Genomic DNA, 20,842 nt, shown 5'->3' on the forward strand with positions numbered 1-20,842 from the left:
GGTTGATAGGCCAGATCTGGAAGGCGGGTAACCGCTGGAGGTGACTGGTACTAATAGGCCGAGGGCTTGTCCTCAGTTGCTCGCGTCCACTGTGTAGTTCCCAGACAACGAACGGTTGTGCTGGCTGAACAGTTCCACTTAATTGAAAAGTGTGCTTGTTCGCTGCCCGTTCGAGACCTCTCTTTATTGAGAGGTGTCTGACAGGGTTTCGGTGGTCATAGCGTGAGGGAAACGCCCGGTTACATTCCGAACCCGGAAGCTAAGCCTCACAGCGCCGATGGTACTGCAGGGGGGACCCTGTGGGAGAGTAGGACGCCGCCGAACAATCTTTGGAGGACCCCTGGTCCCAGCGACTCGCTGGGACCAGGGGTCCTTTTGTTTTTCCGAAGCGCGCCGGGTACCCGGCTGCGCGAGAATGACTTGCGGTACCGAAGACAGGAGTCACCCATGTCCACCAACTCTCCCGACGAGCGACCGGAGCGCGACGAGCGCCGTCGTGACAGTGGTGACCGCGGTGGCTACCGCGGGGGCCCGCGCCGAGACAACGACCGCCGCGACAACGACCGTGCCGGCTCCGGCCGTCGTGACGACCGCGGCGGCGACCGCGGTGGGGACCGTGGCGGTTTCCGTCGCGACGACAACCGCGGCGGCAGTGGCAGCGGCGGCGGTGGCAGCTTCCGCCGTGACGACAACCGTGGCGGCGGCGCCGGCGGTAGCCGTCCGCCGTTCCGCCGTGACGACCGTCCCACCGGCGGTCCGCGTCGCGACGACAGGCCGAGCGGGCCGCGCCGTGACGACCGCGGCGGCTTCCGCAGGGACGGTGACCGTCCCGCCTTCAACCGCGACGACCGTCCCACCGGTGGCCCCCGTCGCGACGACAGGCCCAGCAGCCCCCGTCGTGATGACGACCGCGGTGGATTCCGCCGTGACGACCGTCGTGATGACCGTGGCGCCGACCGCGGTGGCGACCGTGGCGGTTTCCGCCGCGACGACAACCGCGGTGGCGGCGCCGGTGGCAGCTTCCGCCGCGATGACAACCGTGGCGGCAGTAGCAGTGGTGGCAGCTTCCGCCGTGATGACAACCGTGGCGGCAGTAGCAGTGGTGGCGGCTTCCGCCGTGATGACAACCGTGGCGGCAGTGGCAGCGGTGGCGGTTTCCGTCGCGACGACAACCGTGGTGGCTCGGGTGGGGGCGGCTTCCGCCGTGACGACAACCGCGGCGGCGGCGCCGGTGGCAGCTTCCGTCGCGATGACCGTCCGACGGGTGGCCCGCGTCGCGACGACCGGCCCAGCACCCCGCGTCGTGACGACGACCGTGGTGGATTCCGCCGTGACGACCGTCGTGATGACCGTGGCGGCGACCGCGGTGGGGATCGCGGTGGTTTCCGTCGTGACGACCGCGGCGGTGACCGTGGGTTCCGTCGCGACGGCGACCGTCCGGCCTTCCGCCGTGACGACCGTCCGACCAGTGGCCCGCGTCGCGACGACCGGCCCAGCAGCCCCCGTCGTGACGACGACCGCGGTGGATTCCGTCGCGACGACCGTCGTGATGACCGTGGCGGCGACCGCGGTGGATTCCGTCGTGACGACAACCGTGGCGGCGGCAGCGACTTCCGTCGTGACGACCGTCCGACCGGTGGCCCGCGTCGCGACGACCGGCCCAGCAGCCCCCGTCGTGACGACCGTGGCGACTTCCGGCGTGATGACCGCGGTGGTGACCGTGGTGGTTTCCGTCGCGATGACAACCGTGGTGGCGGCAGCGACTTCCGTCGTGACGAGCGCAGGGACGGCGACCGTCCGGCCTTCCGTCGTGACGAGCGCCGCGACGAGCGCGGCGGCGACAGCCGGGGTGGCGGCTTCCGTGGCCGCGACGACCGCGGGCGTGACGACCGTGGCCGCGGCGGACCGCAGCGTGACGACCGGGGCGGCCGCCCCGGGAGCTTCCGCGGCCGTGACGACCGCGGTGGCGACGACCGCCGTGGCGGCTACCGCGACGAGCGGGACCGCGACCGTGAGCCGATCAAGCGGCTGCCGATCCCGGACGACGTCACGGGCGACGAGATCGACAAGGACGTACGGCAGGAGCTCCTCAGCCTCCCCAAGGGGCTTGCCGAGGAGGTCTCCCGCAACCTGGTGATGGTCGCCCGTCTCATCGACGACGACCCCGAGGGTGCCTACGCGTACTCGCGGATCGCTCTGCGGCTCGCTTCGCGTGTCGCCGCCGTGCGAGAGGCCGCGGGGTTCGCCGCGTACGCCAATCAGAAGTTCAGCGAGGCACTGGCGGAGTTCCGTGCCGCGCGTCGGATGACCGGCAGTGTCGAGCTGTGGCCCGTCATGGCCGACTGCGAGCGCGGTCTCGGCAGGCCCGAGAAGGCGCTGGAGATGGCCGGCGCCCCCGAGGTGCAAAAGCTGGACAAGGCCTCCCAGGTCGAGATGCGGCTTGTCGCGGCCGGTGCCCGGCGTGACATGGACCAGCTCGACGCGGCCATCGTCACCCTGCAGAGCCCGGAGCTGGCGTCGAACTCCGTCCAGCCCTGGAGCGCGCGTCTGCGGTACGCCTACGCCGACGCGTTGCTCGCGGCCGGCCGTGAGGGCGAGGCCCGTGAGTGGTTCGCCAAGGCTGTCGAGTCCGACAAGGACGGCAGCACGGACGCCTCCGACCGGCTCGCCGAGATGGACGGTGTCGAGTTCGTCGACGCGTTCGTCGAGGACGAGGACGATGAGGAAGGCGAGCGCGCACAGGCGGTCGTCTCCGAGGAGGCCGGCACCGACGTCCTGGCCGACGACGAAGATGATGTCGACGACGACGCGGACGACGCCGAGGTCGCGGACATCGCCACGGACGGCGTGGCCGACGACACCGACGACACCGACGAGATCGACGGTGGCGACCTCGAGGACATCGAGGACATCGAGGACGACGAGGACGACGACCTCGACGACAACGAGGCCGAGGACGACGGCAAGGGTGACGCTCCTCAGCGTCCTCAGAGCTGACGTCCGACACAGCGGTTCATCACGTGGGCGGCGGGACTCCGGAAGGAGTACCGCCGCCCACGTGGCGTTCCGGGCGTCCTCGGCGACGTCGTTTCCGCGAATCCGCCCGGCGCGTCAGGAGGTGAGAGCGCGCAGGACCAGTCCCGACGCAGGCTTGGGGCCGAAGGACGTCGACTTGCGGGGCATCGTGACGCCCTGGCGGGCGAGATCGCGGACGACCTCCTCGCGGACCGGGTGCATCAGGACGGCCGTGCCGCCGTCGTGCTCGGCCTTCTCCACCGTGGCGACGGTGTCGTGGATGTACGCGATGTGCTCGGGCGAGTCCTCCGGGATACCCCAGACATGGTCGAGGAGCGTGGCGTGCAGGACCGTCGCGTCCAGCGTGCGCCAGGCCTCGGGGTGGCCGGCCGGGATCGTACCGGCCAGAAGGTCCCGTGACGGGCGGTCGATCAGGTGGAAGGCGCCGTCCCCGGCGAGGAGGAAGGCGTTCCCGTCGGAGGCCGCGGACGCCAGGGACTCCAGGGCCTGTGTGAGGGGCACGTCGAGGCGGCGGACCCTGAAGGTGTCGCCGAGGGCGGCCAGCGCCTCGGCGACCGGCAGGCGGTGCAGCAGGCGGTGGATGGCCCGGACCCGCAACGGGTACCGGGCGGTGTCCACCAGGAGGACGAGGCCGTAGTCCCAGGGGCTCGGCGAGGGATGCTCCGCGCGTAGACGCAGATAGGTCGCCCAGCGGTGATGGCCGTCGGCGATCATTGCCTGGTGGCGGCCGAGGTCCTTCCGGATCTCCGCGAGGCCGGCCGGATCGGTCACCGACCACAGACGGTGGCCGATGCCGTCCTCCGTCGTGGTCGCCAGCAGCGGAGGCAGTGCCGCGGTCTTCTCGATGACGGCGGCCGTGCCGCAGCCGGAGCCGTTGCCGCGGTAGGTGAGCAGCAGCGGTTCGAGGTTGGCGGAGGTGGCGCGCATCAGGTCCGCGCGGTCCGCGACGATGTGCGGCATCACGTCCTCGTGGGGAAGCACGACGCCGTCCGCCGGTTCGGACAGCCGCAGGGTGCCGATCACGCCACGCTGCAGCAGGTCGCCGTCCCGTTGCTCGTACACGTACAGGCCCGGCTCGGTGTCGGTCGTCAGGACGCCCTCGGCCCGCCAGCGGCGCAGGGTGTCGGCGGCCTGCTGGTTGCGGGCGGCGGGCGAGTGGTCCTGCGGGAGGATCAGCCGCACGATGTTGTACGGGTCCGCGGACTCGAGTTCGAGCAGGCCGTCGGGCCGGACGATCACGTCGTACGGCGGGGATGTCACGGCGGCCAGGCTGCCGACCCGGTCGGGGTCGTAGCGAAGGCCTTGGAACGGGGTCAGCTCGAGGCCGTTCCGTGCCGGTGTTTCCTCCTCGGGACCCGCATAGTTCATTGAGGCATCGTAAGTGTGTCAGTGGCATGAGCGATGATCGGGGCAAAGGGATCGAGCGAGGAGCGATGCGTAATGAGCCAGACCGTCAGGACGAGGCCGGAAGCCAGCAGTCAGGCCCTGAGCGAGGCGTACGACACGGCCCTGCTCGACCTGGACGGAGTGGTCTACGCGGGTGGGAACGCGATCGCGCACGCCGTGGAGTCCCTCGGGACGGCGAGCTCCGGCGGAATGCACCTCGCGTACGTCACGAACAACGCGCTGCGGACGCCGGACGCGGTCGCCGAACACCTCACGGAGCTGGGCATACCGGCGGCGGCCTCCGACGTGATCACCTCGGCGCAGGCCGTGGCCCGGCTCATCAGCGAGCAGGTGCCCGACGGCTCGCGGGTGCTGGTCATCGGCGGTGAGGGCCTGCGGGTCGCGCTCCGCGAGCGCGGGCTGGAGCCGGTCGACTCGGCGGACGACGAGCCGGTGGCGGTCGCGCAGGGGTACGGCGGTCCCGACCTGGTCTGGTCGCGCTTCGCCGAGGCCTGTTACGCCATCGCGCGCGGAGTGCCGTGGTTCGCCTCGAACACCGACCTGACGATCCCGAGCGCCCGCGGTATCGCGCCGGGGAACGGAGCGGCGGTCGAGGTCGTCCGAATCGCGACGGGCGCCGAGCCGCAGGTGGCGGGCAAGCCGCTGCCCCCGATGCACCGCGAGACGGTTCTGCGGACCGGCGCGAAGCGGCCTCTGGTGGTCGGCGACCGGCTGGACACCGACATCGAGGGCGCGTTCAACGGCGAGGTGGACTCGTTGCTCGTCCTCACCGGGGTGACGGACGGCGCGCAGTTGCTCGCCGCGCCGCCGCGGCACCGGCCGACCTACGTCGACGCCGACCTTCGCGGGATGCTCACCGGCCAGCCCGAGGTCGAGGAGGAGGGCGAGGGGTTCCGCTGCGGCGGCTGGACGGCGAAGGCGGGGAGCGAGGAGCTGGAGCTGTCCGGCGACGGCGAGGCCATCGACGGACTGCGGGCCCTGTGCGCCGCCGCCTGGACGGCCGCGGGGGAGTCCGGGAGCGAGTTGGACGGGGGGAAGGCGCTCGCGCGGCTGGGACTCTAGAACCGACGGGCCGAGCCGACGGGCCGTCCGGTGCGGGCTCTCATCTGGTCGTTGGTGCGTGGGCGTCGGGGCGGAGGCGGAACGAGAGCAAATACGAGGGTAGGCTAACCTAACCTCGTGTTGGTCGACAGTCCTCCAGAACAGCGCGCGGAAACCGCCCCCGCGCCCCCGAACCGACGGGCGATACGAACCCTCGGACTCCTGCTCTCCGTGGGGCTCCTGGTGCTCGTCGCGTTGGCGAGTATCGCGATCGGCGCGAAAGCGCTGCCGTTGGACCAGGTGTGGCACGGCCTGTTCCACGACTCGGGGACGTACGCCGACGTCGTGGTCGGCGACCGGATCTCGCGCACCGTCCTCGGACTGCTCGTGGGAGCGGCGCTCGGACTCTCCGGTGCCGTCCTCCAGGCGCTCACCCGCAATCCGCTGGCCGACCCGGGTCTGCTCGGCATCAACGCGGGGGCGTCCGCGGCGGTCGTCACCGCGATCACCTTCTTCGGCGTCACCTCGCTGAGCGGCTATGTCTGGTTCGCCTTCGCCGGCGCCGCGGCCGTCGGCGCGCTCGTCTGGTTCCTGGGCGGCAGCCGGGGCGCGACCCCGGTACGGCTCGCGCTCGCCGGTACGGCGATCAGTGCCGCGCTCTACGGCTATCTGCAGGCCGTGATGATCACGGACGACGCGGCGCTCGGCAAGATGCGCTTCTGGACGGTCGGTTCACTCGCCTCGGCGACCGACTCGACGATCAGGCAGGTCGCTCCCTTCCTCGCCGTCGGCACGCTGCTGGCGCTGGCGCTGGCCCGTCCGCTGAACGCGATGGCCATGGGCGACGACACCGCCCGTGCCCTCGGCGCCAACCTCAACCGCACCCGCGCGCTGTCCATGGCCGCGGCGACCGTGCTGTGCGGCGCCGCGACCGCCGCCTGCGGGCCGATCGTGTTCGTCGGGCTGATGGTCCCGCACGCCGTGCGGTCGTTCACCGGACCCGACCTGCGCTGGATCCTGCCGTACGCCACCGTCCTGTCGCCCGTGCTGCTGCTCGGCGCCGACGTCCTCGGGCGGATGGTCGCCCGGCCCGCGGAACTCCAGGTCGGCATCGTCACCGCGATCCTCGGCGGGCCGGTCTTCATCTTTCTCGTACGGCGACGGAGGACGGCGCAGCTGTGACGACCCCACGTATCCGAACCTCCCGCGCGCACGGCGATCCCGCGCCGGTCACCCGACGCGTCCGGTCGGTCCGCACGGCCGGAGGGCTCTCCGTCCGCCTCGACGTCCGCACGTTCGTCGTGGTCGCTCTGCTGCTCGTGGCCGCGGCCGCCGCGAGTGTGGTGCTCATCGGCACCGGCGACTTCCCGATCCCCGTCGCCGACGTGATCAGGACGCTGTTCGGCGACGGCAACGCAAGCCAGGAGTTCATCGTCAACGACCTGCGGCTGCCGCGGGTCCTGGTCGGTCTGCTGGTGGGTGCCTCGCTCGGGCTGGGCGGCGCGATCTTCCAGTCCGTCTCCCGCAATCCGCTGGGCAGTCCCGACGTCCTCGGGCTCGGACAGGGCTCCACGGCCGGCGCGCTCGTCATGATCGTCCTCTTCTCGGGCAGCGCCACCGAGGTGGCCCTCGGAGCACTCGCCGGAGGCCTCGTCACCGGTCTCGCCATCTACCTCCTCGCCTGGAAGCGGGGAGTGCACGGATACCGGCTGGTCCTGGTCGGCATCGGTGTCTCCGCGATCGTGACCGCGGTCAACGGCTATCTGCTCACCAAGGCCGACCTCGTCGACGCGGCCCGCGCCGTCGTCTGGATGACGGGCTCCCTCAACGGCCGTGACTGGGCACAGGTCTGGCCCCTGCTCATCCTCTGCGGCGTCCTGGTGCCCCTCGTCCTCGGCAACGCCCGCGGGCTGCGCATGATGGAGATGGGCGACGACGTGTCGTACGCCCTCGGAGTGAGCGTCGAGCGGACCCGCCTGCTGCTGATGGTGGCCGCCGTGCTGCTCACCGCGGGTGCCACCGCCGCCGCCGGCCCGGTCGGCTTCGTGGCGCTCACCGCGCCCCAGCTGGCCCGCCGGCTCACACGGTCGCCCGGCCCCAACCTGGTGCCGTCGATGTGCATGGGCGCGACCCTGCTCATCGTCGCGGACTGGGCCTCGCAGCGCGCCTTCGGCGCCGACCAGTTGCCCGTCGGCGTCGTGACCGGAGTCCTCGGCGGCGTCTACCTGCTGTGGCTCCTGGTCACCGAGCGCAAGGCGGGCCGGATATGAGCCGCCCGGCGAAGACCACCCCCGTGACCGCGGACGAGAACATCCCAAGGAGCACTGTGAACCGCCTGTCCGCCGACAACGTCACCCTCGGCTACGACCAGCGCGTCATCGCGGAGAAGCTGTCGGTGGAGATCCCCGACAACTCCTTCACGGTGATCGTCGGCCCGAACGCCTGCGGCAAGTCCACGCTGCTGCGCGCCCTTTCGCGCATGCTGAAGCCCTCCGAGGGCCGCGTCCTGCTCGACGGGCAGGCCATCCAGTCGATGCCCGCGAAGAAGGTCGCCCGCAGCCTCGGACTGCTGCCGCAGTCGTCGATCGCCCCCGACGGCATCACGGTCGGCGACCTCGTCGGCCGCGGCCGCTACCCGCACCAGGGCCTGCTGCGCCAGTGGTCCGCACAGGACGAGCGGGTGGTCCAGGAGTCGATGGCCTCCACCGGGGTCGCCGAACTCGCCGACCGCTACGTGGACGAACTCTCCGGCGGCCAGCGCCAGCGCGTGTGGATCGCCATGGCCCTCGCGCAGCAGACCCCGCTGCTGCTCCTCGACGAGCCGACGACCTATCTCGACATCCAGCACCAGATCGACGTCCTCGACCTGTGCGCCGAGCTCCACGAGACGCAGGGCCGCACCCTCGTCGCCGTGCTGCACGACCTCAACCACGCCGCCCGGTACGCCACTCACCTGATAGCGCTGCGCGACGGCGAGGTCGTGGCCGAGGGAGCGCCGAACGACATCGTCACGGCCGACCTGGTCGAGGAGGTCTTCGGTCTGCGCTGCCAGGTCATCGACGACCCGGAGACCGGGACACCTCTCGTGGTGCCCGCGGCCCGCAGGGCGCGCGTGGCCGCCGTCGCGGCACCGGCGGCTACAGAAGGGTCCTGAGCCGGAACAGGTCCCGCAGGCCCGCCTCCAGCTTCACCCTGCCCGAGCCCCAGGCCTTCGCGAAGTTCAGTCTGCCGTCCACCATCGCCACCAGATCGTCGCCGGCCATGGCCAGCCGGATCTGGGCCTTGTCCGGGGGCGGGCCCTGGAGCGTGTCGAGCACCTCGATCCGGCCGCCTTTGAGGCGGCCCACGAAGGTGACGTCCAGGTCGGTGACACGGCAGCTCAGCGACCGGTCCAGGGCCGCAGCGGTGCGTACGTCCCCTTCCGCGCTCGCCATGTTGTCCGAAAGCTTGTCGAGTGCGGCGCGGCACTCCTCAATCGTCGCCATCGTGATCGACGGTACCGCAGGCCTTCGCGGTAGCGTCGGGGCATGAGCGACTCAGTTCCCGAGGGCGAGGTCCCGCAGGCCGCGACGCCCGCGGACCCCGGCGGACCCGCACCGGCCCCGCCGGAACCGGCGTACGACCCCGCCGCACCGGCCCCGCTGAACGTCCCGCGTGTGCCCACGGGCGACGCCGACGTCGACGCCCGGCTCGACCGGCTCGCGGACGCCGACCACCTCGCGACGGACGGGCACGTCGAGGTGTACGAGGATGTACACCGGGGGCTGCGCGACGCGCTCACCGAGCTCGACGCCCGCCCGGGACCTCCGGCGCCCCCATCGACGTACACGAGGAGCTGAACCGAACGTGGCAGGAGTGGCGCGCCGACGCCTCGACGCCGAGCTGGTCCGCCGCAAGCTCGCCCGCTCGCGCGAGCACGCGGGCCAGCTGATCGCCGCGGGGCGGGTCAGCGTGGGCAAGACCCTCGCGACCAAGTCCGCCACCCAGGTGGAGACCGCGGCCGCGATCGTCGTCACGACGGACGACAGCGATCCCGACTACGTCTCGCGCGGCGGGCACAAGCTCGCCGGCGCCCTCGCCGCCTTCGTGCCCCAGGGCCTGAAGGTCGAGGGGCGGCGGGCGCTCGACGCCGGCGCCTCCACCGGAGGCTTCACCGACGTCCTGCTGCGCGCGGGCGTCGCCCACGTCCTCGCCGTCGACGTCGGTTACGGACAACTCGCCTGGTCTCTGCAGAGCGATGAACGCGTCACCGTCAAGGACCGTACGAACGTACGCGAGTTGACGTTGGAGGCGATCGATGGGGAGCCCGTGGACCTGGTTGTCGGGGATCTGTCCTTCATCCCGCTCGGACTGGTGCTGCCCGCCCTCGTGCGGTGCGCGGCGCCGGATGCCGACCTGGTGATGATGGTCAAGCCGCAGTTCGAGGTGGGGAAGGACCGGCTGGGCAGCGGCGGTGTCGTGCGCAGCCCGGAGCTGCGCGCCGAGGCCGTGCGCGCGGTGGCCGGACGCGCCCACGAGCTGGGGCTCGGAGTACAGGGTGTGACCGCAAGTCCGTTGCCCGGACCCTCGGGCAACGTCGAGTACTTTCTGTGGCTGCGGGCCGGGGCACCCGACCTCGACCCGGCCGACGTTGACCGTGCAGTGGCGGAGGGGCCGCGTTGACACAGACCCGAGCTCGTACTGTTTTCCTGCTGGCCCACACCGGGCGTCCGGCAGCCATCCGCAGCGCCGAGCTGGTCGTCGAGGGGCTGCTGCGCTCCGGGATCGGCGTGCGGGTCCTGGAGGCCGAGGCGGCGGACCTGCCCCTGCCGGACCAGGTGGAACTCGTCAAGGAGGCCACCCCGCAGTGCCTCGACGGCTGCGAGCTGCTCATCGTCCTCGGCGGTGACGGCACGCTGCTGCGCGGCGCCGAGTTCGCCCGGGCCTCCGGAGTCCCGATGCTCGGCGTCAACCTGGGGCGCGTCGGCTTCCTCGCCGAGGCCGAGCGCGACGACCTGGACAAGGTCGTCGACCGGGTCGTCACCAAGGCGTACGAGGTCGAGGAACGCATGACCGTCGATGTCGTCGTCCACCAGAACGGCGACATCGTGCACACCGACTGGGCGCTGAACGAGGCGGCCGTGCAGAAGGTGTCCGCCGAGAAGCTCCTCGAAGTGGTGCTGGAGATCGACGGGCGGCCCGTCACCGGGTTCGGCTGCGACGGGATCGTGTGCGCGACGCCGACCGGCTCGACGGCGTACGCCTTCTCCGCGGGCGGACCGGTCGTCTGGCCCGAGGTCGAGGCGCTCCTGATGGTGCCGATCAGCGCGCACGCGCTGTTCGCCAAGCCGCTGGTCACCTCGCCGGACTCGGTGCTCGCCGTGGAGGTGCTGCCGCACATCCCGCCGGGGGTGCTGTGGTGCGACGGGCGGCGCACGGTGGAGCTGCCGCCCGGCGCGCGCGTCGAGGTCCGGCGCGGGGCCGTGCCCGTACGCCTGGCGCGGCTGCACCACGCCTCCTTCACCGACCGGCTGGTCGCCAAGTTCGCCCTGCCGGTCGCCGGCTGGCGCGGGGCGCCCCACTAGACGTGCGCACGACGTGGGCTCCGGAAGGGCCGGAGCCCACTCACGCGGGTGACAACGGCCTCTTTGTGCGGCCTTGTCACCTGCGCCTTCGCACCTGCGGGGCGGGGCCCGTCGCACACCCCGCCCCTGACCTCGTAAGGTCGTGTCCGTGTTGGAGGAGATGCGGATACGGTCGCTCGGAGTCATCGACGACGCGGTGGTCGAGCTGTCGCCCGGCTTCACCGCCGTGACCGGTGAGACCGGCGCGGGCAAGACGATGGTGGTCACCAGCCTCGGGCTGCTGCTGGGCGGGCGTGCGGACCCGGCCCTCGTGCGGATCGGCGCCAAGAGCGCCGTCGTGGAGGGACGGATCACCGTGCCCCCGGGCGGGACGGCCGTCGTACGGGCCGAGGAGGCCGGTGCCGAGCTGGACGACGGCGCGCTGCTGTTCAGCCGTACCGTTTCGGCCGAGGGGCGCTCACGGGCCCACCTGGGCGGACGCTCGGTGCCGGTGGGCGTGCTCGCCGAGCTCGCCGACGAACTCGTCGCGGTGCACGGCCAGACCGACCAGCAGGGACTGCTCAAGCTGTCCCGGCAGCGGCAGGCCCTGGACCGGTACGCCGGCGACGCGGTCGCCGTGCCCCTCGCCAAGTACGCGGGCGCCTACCGCCGGCTGCGGGCCGTCTCGGCCGAACTGGACGAGATCACCACCCGCGCGCGGGAACGCGCCCAGGAAGCCGACCTGCTGCGCTTCGGGCTCGAGGAGATCGCGGCCGTCGAACCGCGCGCCGGTGAGGACACCGAGCTGGCGGCGGAGGCGGAACGGCTCGGCCACGCCGAGGCCCTCGCCTCGGCCGCCACGGTCGCCCACGCCGCCCTCGCGGGCAATCCCGAGGACCCCGAGGGCATCGACGCGGCCACCCTCGTCGCGGGCGCCCACCGCGCCCTGGAGGCCGTACGGTCCCACGACTCGGCCCTCGCCACCCTGTCCGGGCGGATCGGCGAGATCGCGATCCTGCTCGGCGACGTGGCGGGAGAACTCGCCGGGTACGCCGACGACCTCGACGCCGACCCGCTGCGGCTGGCGGCGGTCGAGGAACGCCGCGCGGCGCTCACCCAGCTGACCCGCAAGTACGGCACGGACATCGACGCCGTGCTCGCCTGGGCCGAACAGGGCGCCGCCCGGCTCACCGAACTGGACGGCGACGACGACCGGCTCGGCGATCTGACCGCCGAAAGGGACGCGCTCCGTGCCGAACTGGGCGGACTCGCACAGGCGTTGACCGACGCCCGCGCCGAGGCCGCCGAACGGTTCGCGGCCGCCGTCACCGCCGAACTGGCCTCGCTCGCCATGCCCCACGCGCGCGTGTCCTTCGACATCCGGCAGACCGAGGACCCGGAGGGGGTCGAGGTCGGCGGACGCACGGTGGCCTACGGCCCGGCGGGCGTCGACGAGGTGGAGCTGCTGCTCGCCCCGCACCCCGGTGCGCCGCCGAGGCCCATCGCCAAGGGCGCGTCGGGCGGTGAGCTCTCGCGCGTGATGCTCGCGGTGGAGGTCGTGTTCGCGGGGACGGACCCGGTGCCGACCTACCTGTTCGACGAGGTCGACGCGGGTGTCGGCGGCAAGGCCGCCGTCGAGATCGGGCGCCGGCTGGCCCGGCTCGCCAAGACCGCTCAGGTGGTCGTCGTGACGCACCTGCCCCAGGTGGCCGCGTTCGCGGACCGCCAGCTGCTCGTCGAGAAGACCGTCGACGGGTCGGTGACCCGCTCCGGCGTGAAGGTCCTGGAGGGCGAGGAGCGCATCCGCGAGCTGTCCCGGATGCTCGCCGGCCAGGAGGACTCGGAGACGGCCCGGGCCCACGCCGAGGAACTCCTGGCGACGGCCCGCGCGGACGGCTGAGACGGCCGCCGCGCCACTCCCGGCCGACGCTTCGGGGGAGGCGCGGGCCGCGACGCGGAGAGGGGCCGGACGGGGTGAACGGAGTGGACAGGGTGGTCGTGGTCCCGGCTCCGGCGCGACCTTCCGGAGGGGGCGCATGATCACGCCTCGGGAGCGACGGACCGTCGGATTCATCGCCGCCGCGGCGGCCACGCGCGCGTGCCTCGTCGCCCTGCGGGCCGAACCACCCGGAGGACGGGCCCGTTGGGTCCGCAGCAACCACGCGGGGCGGACCGTCGACCTTCTCGCGGGCCCCGCGACCGCCGTGGGCGCGACCTTCGCCGCCGCCCGGGTCCGGCCCGCCGCCGGGCTGGCCGTCGCCGTCGCCGGCGCGTGCGGCGTGTACGACGACCTCGTCGGAGCCGGTGACCCGCGGCGCGGCTTCCGGGCTCACCTGGGCGCCTTGCGCGACGGCGAGGTGAGCAGCGGGGCGGTCAAGCTGTTCGGGATCGCGGCGGCGGGGCTGGTGACGGGGGCGCTGCTCAGGAAGCGGCCCCTGGACAAGCTGCTCGCCGGTGTCGTGATCGCCGGCACCGCGCACTTCGTCAACCTGGTCGACGTACGGCCGGGTCGCGCCGCCGGCGCCGTCCTCGCCCTCGGCGTGCCCGGGGTGCTGCGCGGCGGTGACGCGGGCCAGGTGTCGGCGGGGGCACTGGGGGCCGTCGCCGCCGTCGTGGGTGACGATCTCGCGGAGCGCGCCATGATCGGCGACGCCGGGGCGCACGCACTGGGTGCCGCGCTCGGCTGCGCCGTCGTCCTCGGCACCGGGCGAGCCGGTCTCGCCGCCCACGCGGCGGCGCTGGTGACCGCGGCGGCCTTCGGACGCCGGGTCAGCGCGGCGGTGGGGGCGGCGGGGCACCCGGGGGAGTGAGGGGCGCGGACACGTGAGGGGACGCCTTGCGGGCCCTCCGGCGTTCGGGCGAGGAGCACCGAGCGGCCGAGCGCGCCGCCGCGGCGCACCGACGCGGCGCCTCCGGTCGACCCCGGCGGCGCGGTGCGGGGGAGCCGTCTCCGCGCGGCGGGCGCGGCCGTGCGGAGGGGCGCGCGGTGCGAGGGATGCGACCCGTGGTGGTCGTGTGAACCAGGAGGGTCCCGGGGCTCAGGGACCTCTTGGGGCCGGAGTTGGCCGACGCGGGGTCGGAGGCGGCCGGACCGGGGCGTTTCTCACTCGTGCGGGTGATCGTCGTCGCCGAGTTGCCTTCTCTGACGTGCCCTCGTCGCGATGGCTGTGCCGGAACACCCGTACGGCCTGGCATCCTTGGCGTAGATACGCCGTGCACGACGTGCGGTACGCCCCCTCCGCGCGAACCTTCTGTACGTTTCTTCGTGACGGTCCGACGCCGAACCAGGAGCCCCGGCCACGTGAGCCACGTGAGCAGCCACTCACCGCACGGCCAGTCGCCGCTGCGCACCGTGCAGGTGCTCGGCGGCGGCAGCGCGGGCAGCAGCGCGCACGTGCGGTCGCTGGCCTCGGGCCTCGTCGCCAGGGGCGTGCGGGTCACGGTGTGCGCCCCCATCGAGGCCGACCGCGCGTACGGGTTCTCCGGGGTCGGCGCGCAGCACGTCCCCGTCCCCCGCAGCAGCGATCCCTCCTCCGTGTCGGCGCTGCGGGCGGCCTGCGCGGAGGCCGATCTGGTGCACGCGCACGGACTGCACGCGGCGCTGCGGGCCGCTCTGGCGCTCAGCGGGCGGCGGGTACCGCTCGTCGTCACCTGGCACACACGTGCGGACGCCGAGGGGGCGCGGGCCCATCTGCTGCGACTCCTCGAACGACGGGTCGCGCGGGCCGCCTCCGTGGTCCTCGGCACCTCCTCCGACCTGGTGGACCGGGCGCGCCGCAGGGGCGCGCGGGACGCCCGGCTCGCCGCGGTCGCGCTGCCCGCGCAGCGGCCGCCCGTCGAGCCCACCGACCCGGACCGGTACCGGCACAAGGCGCGGGCCGAACTCGGTTCGACCGACCGTCCGTTGCTCATGGCCGTCGGCTCGCTCGACCGGCAGCGCGGATACGACACGCTGCTGGACGCGGCGCGCGCCTGGTGCCGGCTCGATCCCGTGCCGCTGCTCGTCATCGCGGGGGAGGGGCCGCTGCGTGCGGTCCTCCAGCGCCGCATCGAGGACGAGGAGCTGCCGGTCCGGCTCATCGGGCGGCGCGACGACATCACGGAACTGCTCGCGGCCGCCGACCTCGCGCTGCTGCCCAGCAGTTGGGAATCGCGGTCGGTCCTCGCGCAGGAGGCGCTGCACGCGCGCGTACCGCTCGTCGCGACCTCGGTCGGCGGCATCCCCGAACTCGTCGGAGACGCCGCGGAACTCGTCCCGTACGGCGACGCGAGGGCGCTCGGCGACACGGTCGTACGGCTGCTGGCGGACCCGGCGCGCCAGGAGGAACTGCGCGAGCGCGGCACCCGGCAGGCCGCGACCTGGCCGACCGAGGATGAGACGGTGGCCCAAGTACTCAGCGTCTACGACGAGTTGACGCAGCCCAGGCCGTTGGGCTGATCCGCGGTTCTCTCCGGGTGGCGGTGCCGCCCGGCCCGGGTCGGGCCACGCCGTCCCGCTACGGCACGTGCCTGCGGGCCCGCAGGGCCAGGCTCAACGCCAGGACCGTCTGCGGGTCGTCGAGGTCGGTGCCCAGCAACTCCCCTATCCTCGCCAGCCGGTTGTAGAGGGTCTGCCGGTTGAGGTGCAGTTCGCGGGCGGTCTCCGCCTTGCGGCCCGCGTGTGCCAGATAGGTCTCCAAGGTGGGCAGCAGCGGCGGCTTGGAGCGGCGGTCGTGATCACGCAGCGGGCCGATCGCCCGGTCCACGAAGGCGGCCAGGTCGGGATGTTCGCGCAGCCGCCACAGCAGCAGGTCGATGTCCAGGCGGCGGGCGTCGTACCAGGGGCGGTCCGACAGGCCCTGGGCCGCCGTCGCCGTCTCCGCCGCGTGCCGCAGGCCCGCCGACGCGGCCGCCCAGCCGCCCGCGACCCCGACGACCACCACCGGCGGCTGTGCTCCGGGCCGCTGCATGCCCGCGCGCTCCACGCCCGCGCGCAGCGCCGCCGCGACCCGGTCCGCGACGGTCGAGCGTTCCGACTCCGCGCGCAGGCCGAGGAGCAGCGGGACGCGGCCCTCGACGGGACGGACGCCCAGCAGGACCGGGACGCCGACCGAGGCCAGCTCCTCGGCGACCGCGCGGGCGAGGACCGCCCAGCCGCCGCCCGGGGCGAGACCGTCGGCAAGGCGCATCACGACCGGCAGGAGCGGGCTGGTGCCGGGCTTGAAGCCGAGCACGCGGGCCTGTGCGGGCGCGTCCCCCGCCTCGATGCGGCCCTCGGCGAGATCCGTGAGGAAGTCGCCGCGTCCGCGCGCGGCCAGCTCCTCCTCCTGGCGGGCCTGCATCAGTACGACGGCCAGGATGCCGGCGGCGCGTTCGGCGGCGAGCCGGTGCACCGGAGTGACGGGGCCGCTCACCGGCAGCACGACCAGGCGAGCCCGTACGGAACCGGTGCCCGGTCCGCCTCCGGGCACGTCCACCAGAGTGGTCCCCGCGGGCGGCTCCTCCTTGTGCTGACCGCGCATCCCTTCCCAGACCTGGAGCGGGTCGGCGCCCGCGGCACCGGCGCCGGCCGAGTACAGGAGCTGCCCGTCGGCGGTCTCCAGGAAGACCGGGTTGCCGCTGAAGTCGGCGAGAATGCGCAGCACTTGGGGCACTCCACCGCCGCCGAGGAGGGCCTCGGTGCAGCGCCGGTGCACCTCTTCGGCCTGCTGCAACAGGGTGTAGTGGCCGTTGACGATCTCGGTGTGGATCTCCTCCGTGACCGTCACGAAGGGCACCTCGCGGTGCAGCTGGACCAGCGGCAGGCCCGCGGAGCGCGCCGTCTCCACGAGGGCGGCGGGCAGCCGCGTGAAGCGCGGGCCGAGTTCCACGACGAGCGCGGCGATGCCCCGTTCGGCGAGGGTGCGGACGAACGCCCGCTGCTCGGCGGGGCGGGTGCCGAGGCCGTACCCCGTGGTGAGGAGCAGTTCGCCGCCCTTGAGGAGCGAGGCGATGTTCGGCACCTCACCGGCGTGCACCCAGCGCACGGTGCGCTGCAGCCGGTCGGCCCCCGCGAGGATCTCCGGCAGACCGCTCCGCAGACCGGGCAGCTCGAGGGCCCGCTGCACGGTGATTCCGGCGCCCTGGGTGTCGTAACGGCTGTCCATGCTGCGGACGCTACCCGCGGACGGGTCCTGGAGGCATCTCCGGGCGGCCCTCCTGCCCGTCCCGGGAGCCGGCAGCGGGACCGGACCGGCCGTCCCGGGGGCCCGGAACGGGACGCCACGCCCGGTCGGGGACCGTCGTGGTCAGGCCGCCGCCGCGGGCGCGATGTTGTGGTTGAAGCGGAAGACGTTGTCCGGGTCGTACGCGCTCTTCACCGCGGCCAGCCGCCGCAGGTTGTCCGCGCCCAGTCCGGCCACCACCCGGTCCCGGCCCTCGTCGCCGATGAAGTTCAGGTACACCGCGCCGGTGCTCCACGGGCGGACGTCCGCGCGGACCCTCCGCACCCAGGCGACGCACCGTTCGTCGTCGGCCGGGTCCTCCCAGATGCCGAAGGGGTGCACGGCCCACGGCGCGTCCCGGTAGGGGACCGGGAAGCGGGACGGTCCCGCGGCGATGGCGCCGCCCTGCGGGAACAGCACGTGCTGATTGCCCGTCGGCACCGGCATGGCGTCGCCGAGGGCGCAGAACACGGACACGAAGTCGTCGGGCGCGCCGGTCAGGTACTCCGCCGACCAGTAGTTCCGCAGTCCGGGCGGGTCGTCGAGCATGCACTGGAGGTCCGGGTAGGGAACCGCGGTGACCATCTCGACCTCGTGCGGCAGGGCCAGCAGCGGCTGCGCCACCTTGCGCAGGTCCTCCTCGCCGCCCGCGTACGTGACCAGGGCGGCGCACATCCGCCTGCCGACCAGGTGCTCGGGGACGAACTCCTCGGGCGGGGCGGTCAGATACAGCACCCCGCCGCTCACCTCCGGCGGCGCGCTCTCGATGACGTCCCGGTAGACGCGCACCACGTCGGGGCCGGTGTCGGGCTCGAACATCATGAGGGCGATGGAGAACTCCGGCAGCGGATGCAGCTTGAGGGTGAGCGCGGTGGCGACGCCGAAGTTCCCGCCTCCGCCGTGCAGGGCCCAGAACAGCTCGGGGTTCTCCTGGTCGGAGGCGCGGACCGTCGAACCGTCCGCGGTCACCAGCTCGACCCCCAGCAGGTTGTCGGCGGCGAGCCCGAACAGCCGGTCCAGCCAGCCGGTGCCGCCGCCGAGGACGAAGCCGCCGACCCCGGTGGTCGAGACGCGGCCGCCGGTCGTCGCGAGCCCGTAGGGCTGGGTGGCCTGGTCGAGCTGTCTCATCAGGGCTCCGCCCTCGACCCGTACCGTCTCGGAACCGGGGTGGACGGTGACCCCCCGCATCGGGCCGAGGTCGATGACCAGACCGTCGTCGTTGAGCGACATGCCGGAGACGCTGTGGCCGCCGCCCCGAACGGCGATGGGCAGGTCCAGCTCGCGGGCGAAGCGGACCGAGCGCGTCACGTCGGCCGCGTCCGCGCACCGTGCGATCACGGCGGGCCGGCGGTCGATCATCGCGTTGAACACGGTTCTGGCGTCGTCGTAGCCCGGGTCGTCCGGGGTGAGGACCTCACCGGTGAGAGCGGCGCGAAACGCGGTGAGCGCCGCGCCGGAACGCGAAAGGGGAGCCATGGCAGCCGCCCCCTTCCATGAGGGGACAGATGCTCTCATTCTAGGCCCGTCGCGCGGACCGGGCCGGACGCGCGAGGTCCGGGCGGACCCGGTGGACCGGGCGCGGCGGGGCGGATGCCCGGGCGCGCCCGATCCGGCCGGGATCAGCCGCCGTACGCCCCGCTCGCGGTCAGCCGCAGCGCCGTGTCGATCAGCGGGACGTGGCTGAAGGCCTGCGGGAAGTTCCCGACCTGCCGCTGGAGGACCGGGTCCCATTCCTCGGCCAGCAGCCCGAGGTCGTTGCGCAGGGCGAGCAGCCGCTCGAAGAGCTTGCGTGCCTCGTCGACCCGCCCGATCATCGCGAGGTCGTCGGCCATCCAGAACGAGCAGGCGAGGAACGCGCCCTCGTCGCCCTCCAGACCGTCCACTCCGGCGTCCTCGCCGGCCGTCGGGTAGCGCAGGATGAAGCCGTCCGCGGTCGACAGCTCCCGCTGGATCGCCTCGATGGTGCCGATCACGCGCTTGTCGTCCGGCGGCAGGAAGCCCATCTGCGGGATCAGCAGCAGCGAGGCGTCCAGCTCCCGGGAGCCGTACGACTGCGTGAACGTGTTCCGCTCCTTGTCGTAGCCCTTCTCGCAGACGTCCCGGTGGATGTCGTCGCGCAGCTCGCGCCACTTCTCGAGCGGGCCGTCGGCGTCACCGGACTCGATGAGCTTGATGGTGCGGTCGACGGCGACCCAGGCCATCACCTTGGAGTGCACGAAGTGCCGGCGCGGACCGCGGACCTCCCAGATCCCCTCGTCCGGCTGGTCCCAGTGGTCCTCCAGGTAGCGGATCAGCTTCAACTGGAGCAACGAGGCGTAGTCGTTGCGGGACAGGCCCGTCATGTGCGCCAGGTGCAGGGCCTCGGTGACCTCGCCGTAGACGTCGAGCTGGAGCTGGTGCGCCGCGCCGTTCCCGACGCGGACCGGCGCCGAACCCTCGTACCCCGGAAGCCAGTCGAGCTCGGCCTCGCCCAACTCCCGTTCCCCCGCGATGCCGTACATGATCTGGAGGTTCTCCGGGTCGCCGGCGACCGCGCGCAGCAGCCACTCGCGCCAGGCGCGGGCCTCCTCGCGGTAGCCGGTGCGCAGCAGCGAGGAGAGGGTGATGGCCGCGTCGCGCAGCCAGGTGTAGCGGTAGTCCCAGTTGCGCACGCCGCCGATCTCCTCCGGGAGGGAGGTGGTCGGCGCGGCGACGATGCCGCCCGTCGGCGCGTACGTCAGCGCCTTCAGCGTGATCAGGGAGCGCACGACGGCCTCGCGGTAGGGGCCGTGGTACGTACATTGGTCGACCCAGTCGCGCCAGAAGTCCTCGGTCGCCTCCAGGGACTGCTCCGGCTCGGGCAGCGCGGGCGGCTCCTTGTGCGAGGGCTCCCACGAGATCGTGAAGGCGATCCGGTCGCCCGGCGCCACCGTGAAGTCGGCGTACGTCGTCAGATCCTTGCCGTACGTCTCGCAGTCCGTGTCGAACCAGACCGAGTCCGGTCCGGCGACGGCGACCGTGCGGCCCTCGTGCTTGTGCACCCAGGGCACCACGCGGCCGTACGAGAAACGCATCCGCAGCGCGGAGCGCATCGGCACCCGGCCGGTGACGCCCTCGACGATCCGGATCAGCTGCGGGGCGCCGTCACGCGGGGGCATGAAATCGGTCACCCGGACCGTGCCGCGCGGGGTGTCCCACTCGGATTCGAGGATGAGCGAGTCGCCGCGGTATCTGCGGCGCGCCGCCGCGGGGGGTTCGGCGTCGGCCGCGTGAGCGGGCCCGAGCCGCCAGAATCCGTGTTCCTCCGTGCCGAGCAGTCCTGCGAAGACGGCATGGGAGTCGAAGCGGGGCAGGCACAGCCAGTCGACTGTGCCGTCCCGGCAGACCAGCGCGGCTGTCTGCATGTCTCCGATGAGTGCGTAGTCCTCGATGCGCCCGGCCACGTGCATCTCCAGTCGAACGGCCACGGCGCCCCTGCGCGGGGCGGTCGCTCTTGCGGTCAAGGGAACGTAGGTAGTGCGGAAAAGTAGGCAATGCGGAAGTTCGGTACTGCGGAGGTCGGGGGGTGGGGGGACGTAGTTCGTACGTCGCTGCGGAGCGTCCGTTTCAGTGTGATGGGCGATCCGATTGTCGTCTCGAAACGAACTGACAAGC

The 20,842-nt window shown here is 72.9% G+C and carries 16 protein-coding genes, 1 rRNA gene and 1 pseudogene; 13 read left to right on the top strand and 5 right to left on the bottom strand.

Annotated features, from left to right (window positions below; translation table 11 throughout):
* Nucleotides 1–207 precede the first annotated feature (207 nt).
* From rrf to ABZT74_RS26025, 3 genes and pseudogenes are all read left to right on the top strand, one after another.
* Nucleotides 208–324: ribosomal RNA gene (gene rrf, locus ABZT74_RS26015) — 5S ribosomal RNA — on the top strand.
* 123 nt (nucleotides 325–447) lie between these two features.
* Nucleotides 448–1,497, top strand: a pseudogene (locus tag ABZT74_RS26020) (hypothetical protein); the annotation flags it as partial.
* Nucleotides 1,498–2,028: 531 nt separating this feature from the next.
* Nucleotides 2,029–2,997, top strand: coding sequence for a hypothetical protein (locus ABZT74_RS26025; protein WP_356438722.1), 969 nt, complete (start codon nucleotides 2,029–2,031; stop codon nucleotides 2,995–2,997).
* A gap of 114 nt (nucleotides 2,998–3,111) precedes the next feature.
* Here ABZT74_RS26025 and ABZT74_RS26030 read toward each other — a convergent pair whose 3' ends face one another.
* Complete coding sequence (locus ABZT74_RS26030) at nucleotides 3,112–4,404, bottom strand: DUF1015 domain-containing protein (RefSeq protein ID WP_356438610.1); 1,293 nt, start codon at nucleotides 4,402–4,404, stop codon at nucleotides 3,112–3,114.
* A gap of 72 nt (nucleotides 4,405–4,476) precedes the next feature.
* Here ABZT74_RS26030 and ABZT74_RS26035 point away from each other — a divergent pair, with 72 nt between their 5' ends.
* The 4 genes from ABZT74_RS26035 (at nucleotide 4,477) to ABZT74_RS26050 (ending at nucleotide 8,638) form a co-directional block, all read left to right on the top strand.
* Nucleotides 4,477–5,505 carry an HAD hydrolase-like protein gene (locus ABZT74_RS26035; protein ID WP_356177743.1) on the top strand — a complete coding sequence of 343 codons (1,029 nt, stop codon included), beginning with the start codon at nucleotides 4,477–4,479 and terminating at the stop codon, nucleotides 5,503–5,505.
* A 117-nt stretch (nucleotides 5,506–5,622) separates the two neighbouring features.
* On the top strand, nucleotides 5,623–6,666 hold the full coding sequence (locus ABZT74_RS26040; RefSeq protein WP_355874669.1) for an iron chelate uptake ABC transporter family permease subunit: 1,044 nt from the start codon (nucleotides 5,623–5,625) through the stop codon (nucleotides 6,664–6,666).
* A gap of 11 nt (nucleotides 6,667–6,677) precedes the next feature.
* Nucleotides 6,678–7,754, top strand: a complete 1,077-nt coding sequence (locus ABZT74_RS26045) for an iron chelate uptake ABC transporter family permease subunit (protein ID WP_355874698.1) — start codon at nucleotides 6,678–6,680, stop codon at nucleotides 7,752–7,754.
* Nucleotides 7,751–8,638: an ABC transporter ATP-binding protein gene (locus ABZT74_RS26050; protein ID WP_356438613.1), complete on the top strand. Its 888-nt coding sequence runs from the start codon at nucleotides 7,751–7,753 to the stop codon at nucleotides 8,636–8,638. Before ABZT74_RS26045 ends, ABZT74_RS26050 begins: the two co-directional genes overlap by 4 nt.
* On the opposite strand, the gene ABZT74_RS26055 is transcribed toward ABZT74_RS26050, so the two are convergent.
* Complete coding sequence (locus tag ABZT74_RS26055) at nucleotides 8,622–8,969, bottom strand: SCP2 sterol-binding domain-containing protein (protein ID WP_355874664.1); 348 nt, start codon at nucleotides 8,967–8,969, stop codon at nucleotides 8,622–8,624. The two genes, ABZT74_RS26050 and ABZT74_RS26055, sit on opposite strands and share 17 nt — an antisense overlap.
* A 42-nt stretch (nucleotides 8,970–9,011) precedes the next feature.
* Here ABZT74_RS26055 and ABZT74_RS26060 point away from each other — a divergent pair, with 42 nt between their 5' ends.
* The 6 genes from ABZT74_RS26060 (at nucleotide 9,012) to ABZT74_RS26085 (ending at nucleotide 15,465) form a co-directional block, all read left to right on the top strand.
* Nucleotides 9,012–9,323 carry a hypothetical protein gene (locus tag ABZT74_RS26060; RefSeq protein WP_356177741.1) on the top strand — a complete coding sequence of 104 codons (312 nt, stop codon included), beginning with the start codon at nucleotides 9,012–9,014 and terminating at the stop codon, nucleotides 9,321–9,323.
* 7 nt (nucleotides 9,324–9,330) lie between these two features.
* The gene (locus tag ABZT74_RS26065) at nucleotides 9,331–10,146 is read left to right on the top strand and encodes a TlyA family RNA methyltransferase (protein ID WP_355874660.1); all 816 of its coding nucleotides are present in this window, start codon (nucleotides 9,331–9,333) and stop codon (nucleotides 10,144–10,146) included.
* A complete protein-coding gene (locus ABZT74_RS26070; RefSeq protein ID WP_081223629.1) occupies nucleotides 10,143–11,048 on the top strand; it encodes an NAD kinase in 906 nt (301 codons plus the stop codon). Before ABZT74_RS26065 ends, ABZT74_RS26070 begins: the two co-directional genes overlap by 4 nt.
* Nucleotides 11,049–11,196: 148 nt before the next feature.
* Entirely contained in the window at nucleotides 11,197–12,927 is a 1,731-nt protein-coding gene (gene recN, locus ABZT74_RS26075) for a DNA repair protein RecN (protein WP_356177740.1), read from the top strand.
* A 136-nt stretch (nucleotides 12,928–13,063) separates the two neighbouring features.
* Nucleotides 13,064–13,837 (top strand): hypothetical protein, encoded by a 774-nt coding sequence (locus ABZT74_RS26080; RefSeq protein ID WP_356438616.1) that lies wholly within the window; start codon nucleotides 13,064–13,066, stop codon nucleotides 13,835–13,837.
* Nucleotides 13,838–14,328: 491 nt separating this feature from the next.
* Complete coding sequence (locus ABZT74_RS26085) at nucleotides 14,329–15,465, top strand: glycosyltransferase family 4 protein (RefSeq protein ID WP_355874653.1); 1,137 nt, start codon at nucleotides 14,329–14,331, stop codon at nucleotides 15,463–15,465.
* 58 nt (nucleotides 15,466–15,523) lie between these two features.
* On the opposite strand, the gene ABZT74_RS26090 is transcribed toward ABZT74_RS26085, so the two are convergent.
* From ABZT74_RS26090 to ABZT74_RS26100, 3 genes are all read right to left on the bottom strand, one after another.
* Nucleotides 15,524–17,152, bottom strand: a complete 1,629-nt coding sequence (locus ABZT74_RS26090) for a PucR family transcriptional regulator (protein WP_355874651.1) — start codon at nucleotides 17,150–17,152, stop codon at nucleotides 15,524–15,526.
* Between the two features lie 141 nt (nucleotides 17,153–17,293).
* The gene (locus ABZT74_RS26095; protein WP_356177735.1) at nucleotides 17,294–18,685 is read right to left on the bottom strand and encodes an FAD-binding oxidoreductase; all 1,392 of its coding nucleotides are present in this window, start codon (nucleotides 18,683–18,685) and stop codon (nucleotides 17,294–17,296) included.
* Nucleotides 18,686–18,828: 143 nt separating this feature from the next.
* Nucleotides 18,829–20,631, bottom strand: coding sequence for a glycoside hydrolase family 15 protein (locus ABZT74_RS26100; protein ID WP_355874695.1), 1,803 nt, complete (start codon nucleotides 20,629–20,631; stop codon nucleotides 18,829–18,831).
* Nucleotides 20,632–20,842: the final 211 nt, after the last annotated feature.

The sequence above is a fragment of the Streptomyces sp. NPDC005302 genome (assembly GCF_040607345.1).
Classification (GTDB): Bacteria; Actinomycetota; Actinomycetes; order Streptomycetales; family Streptomycetaceae; genus Streptomyces.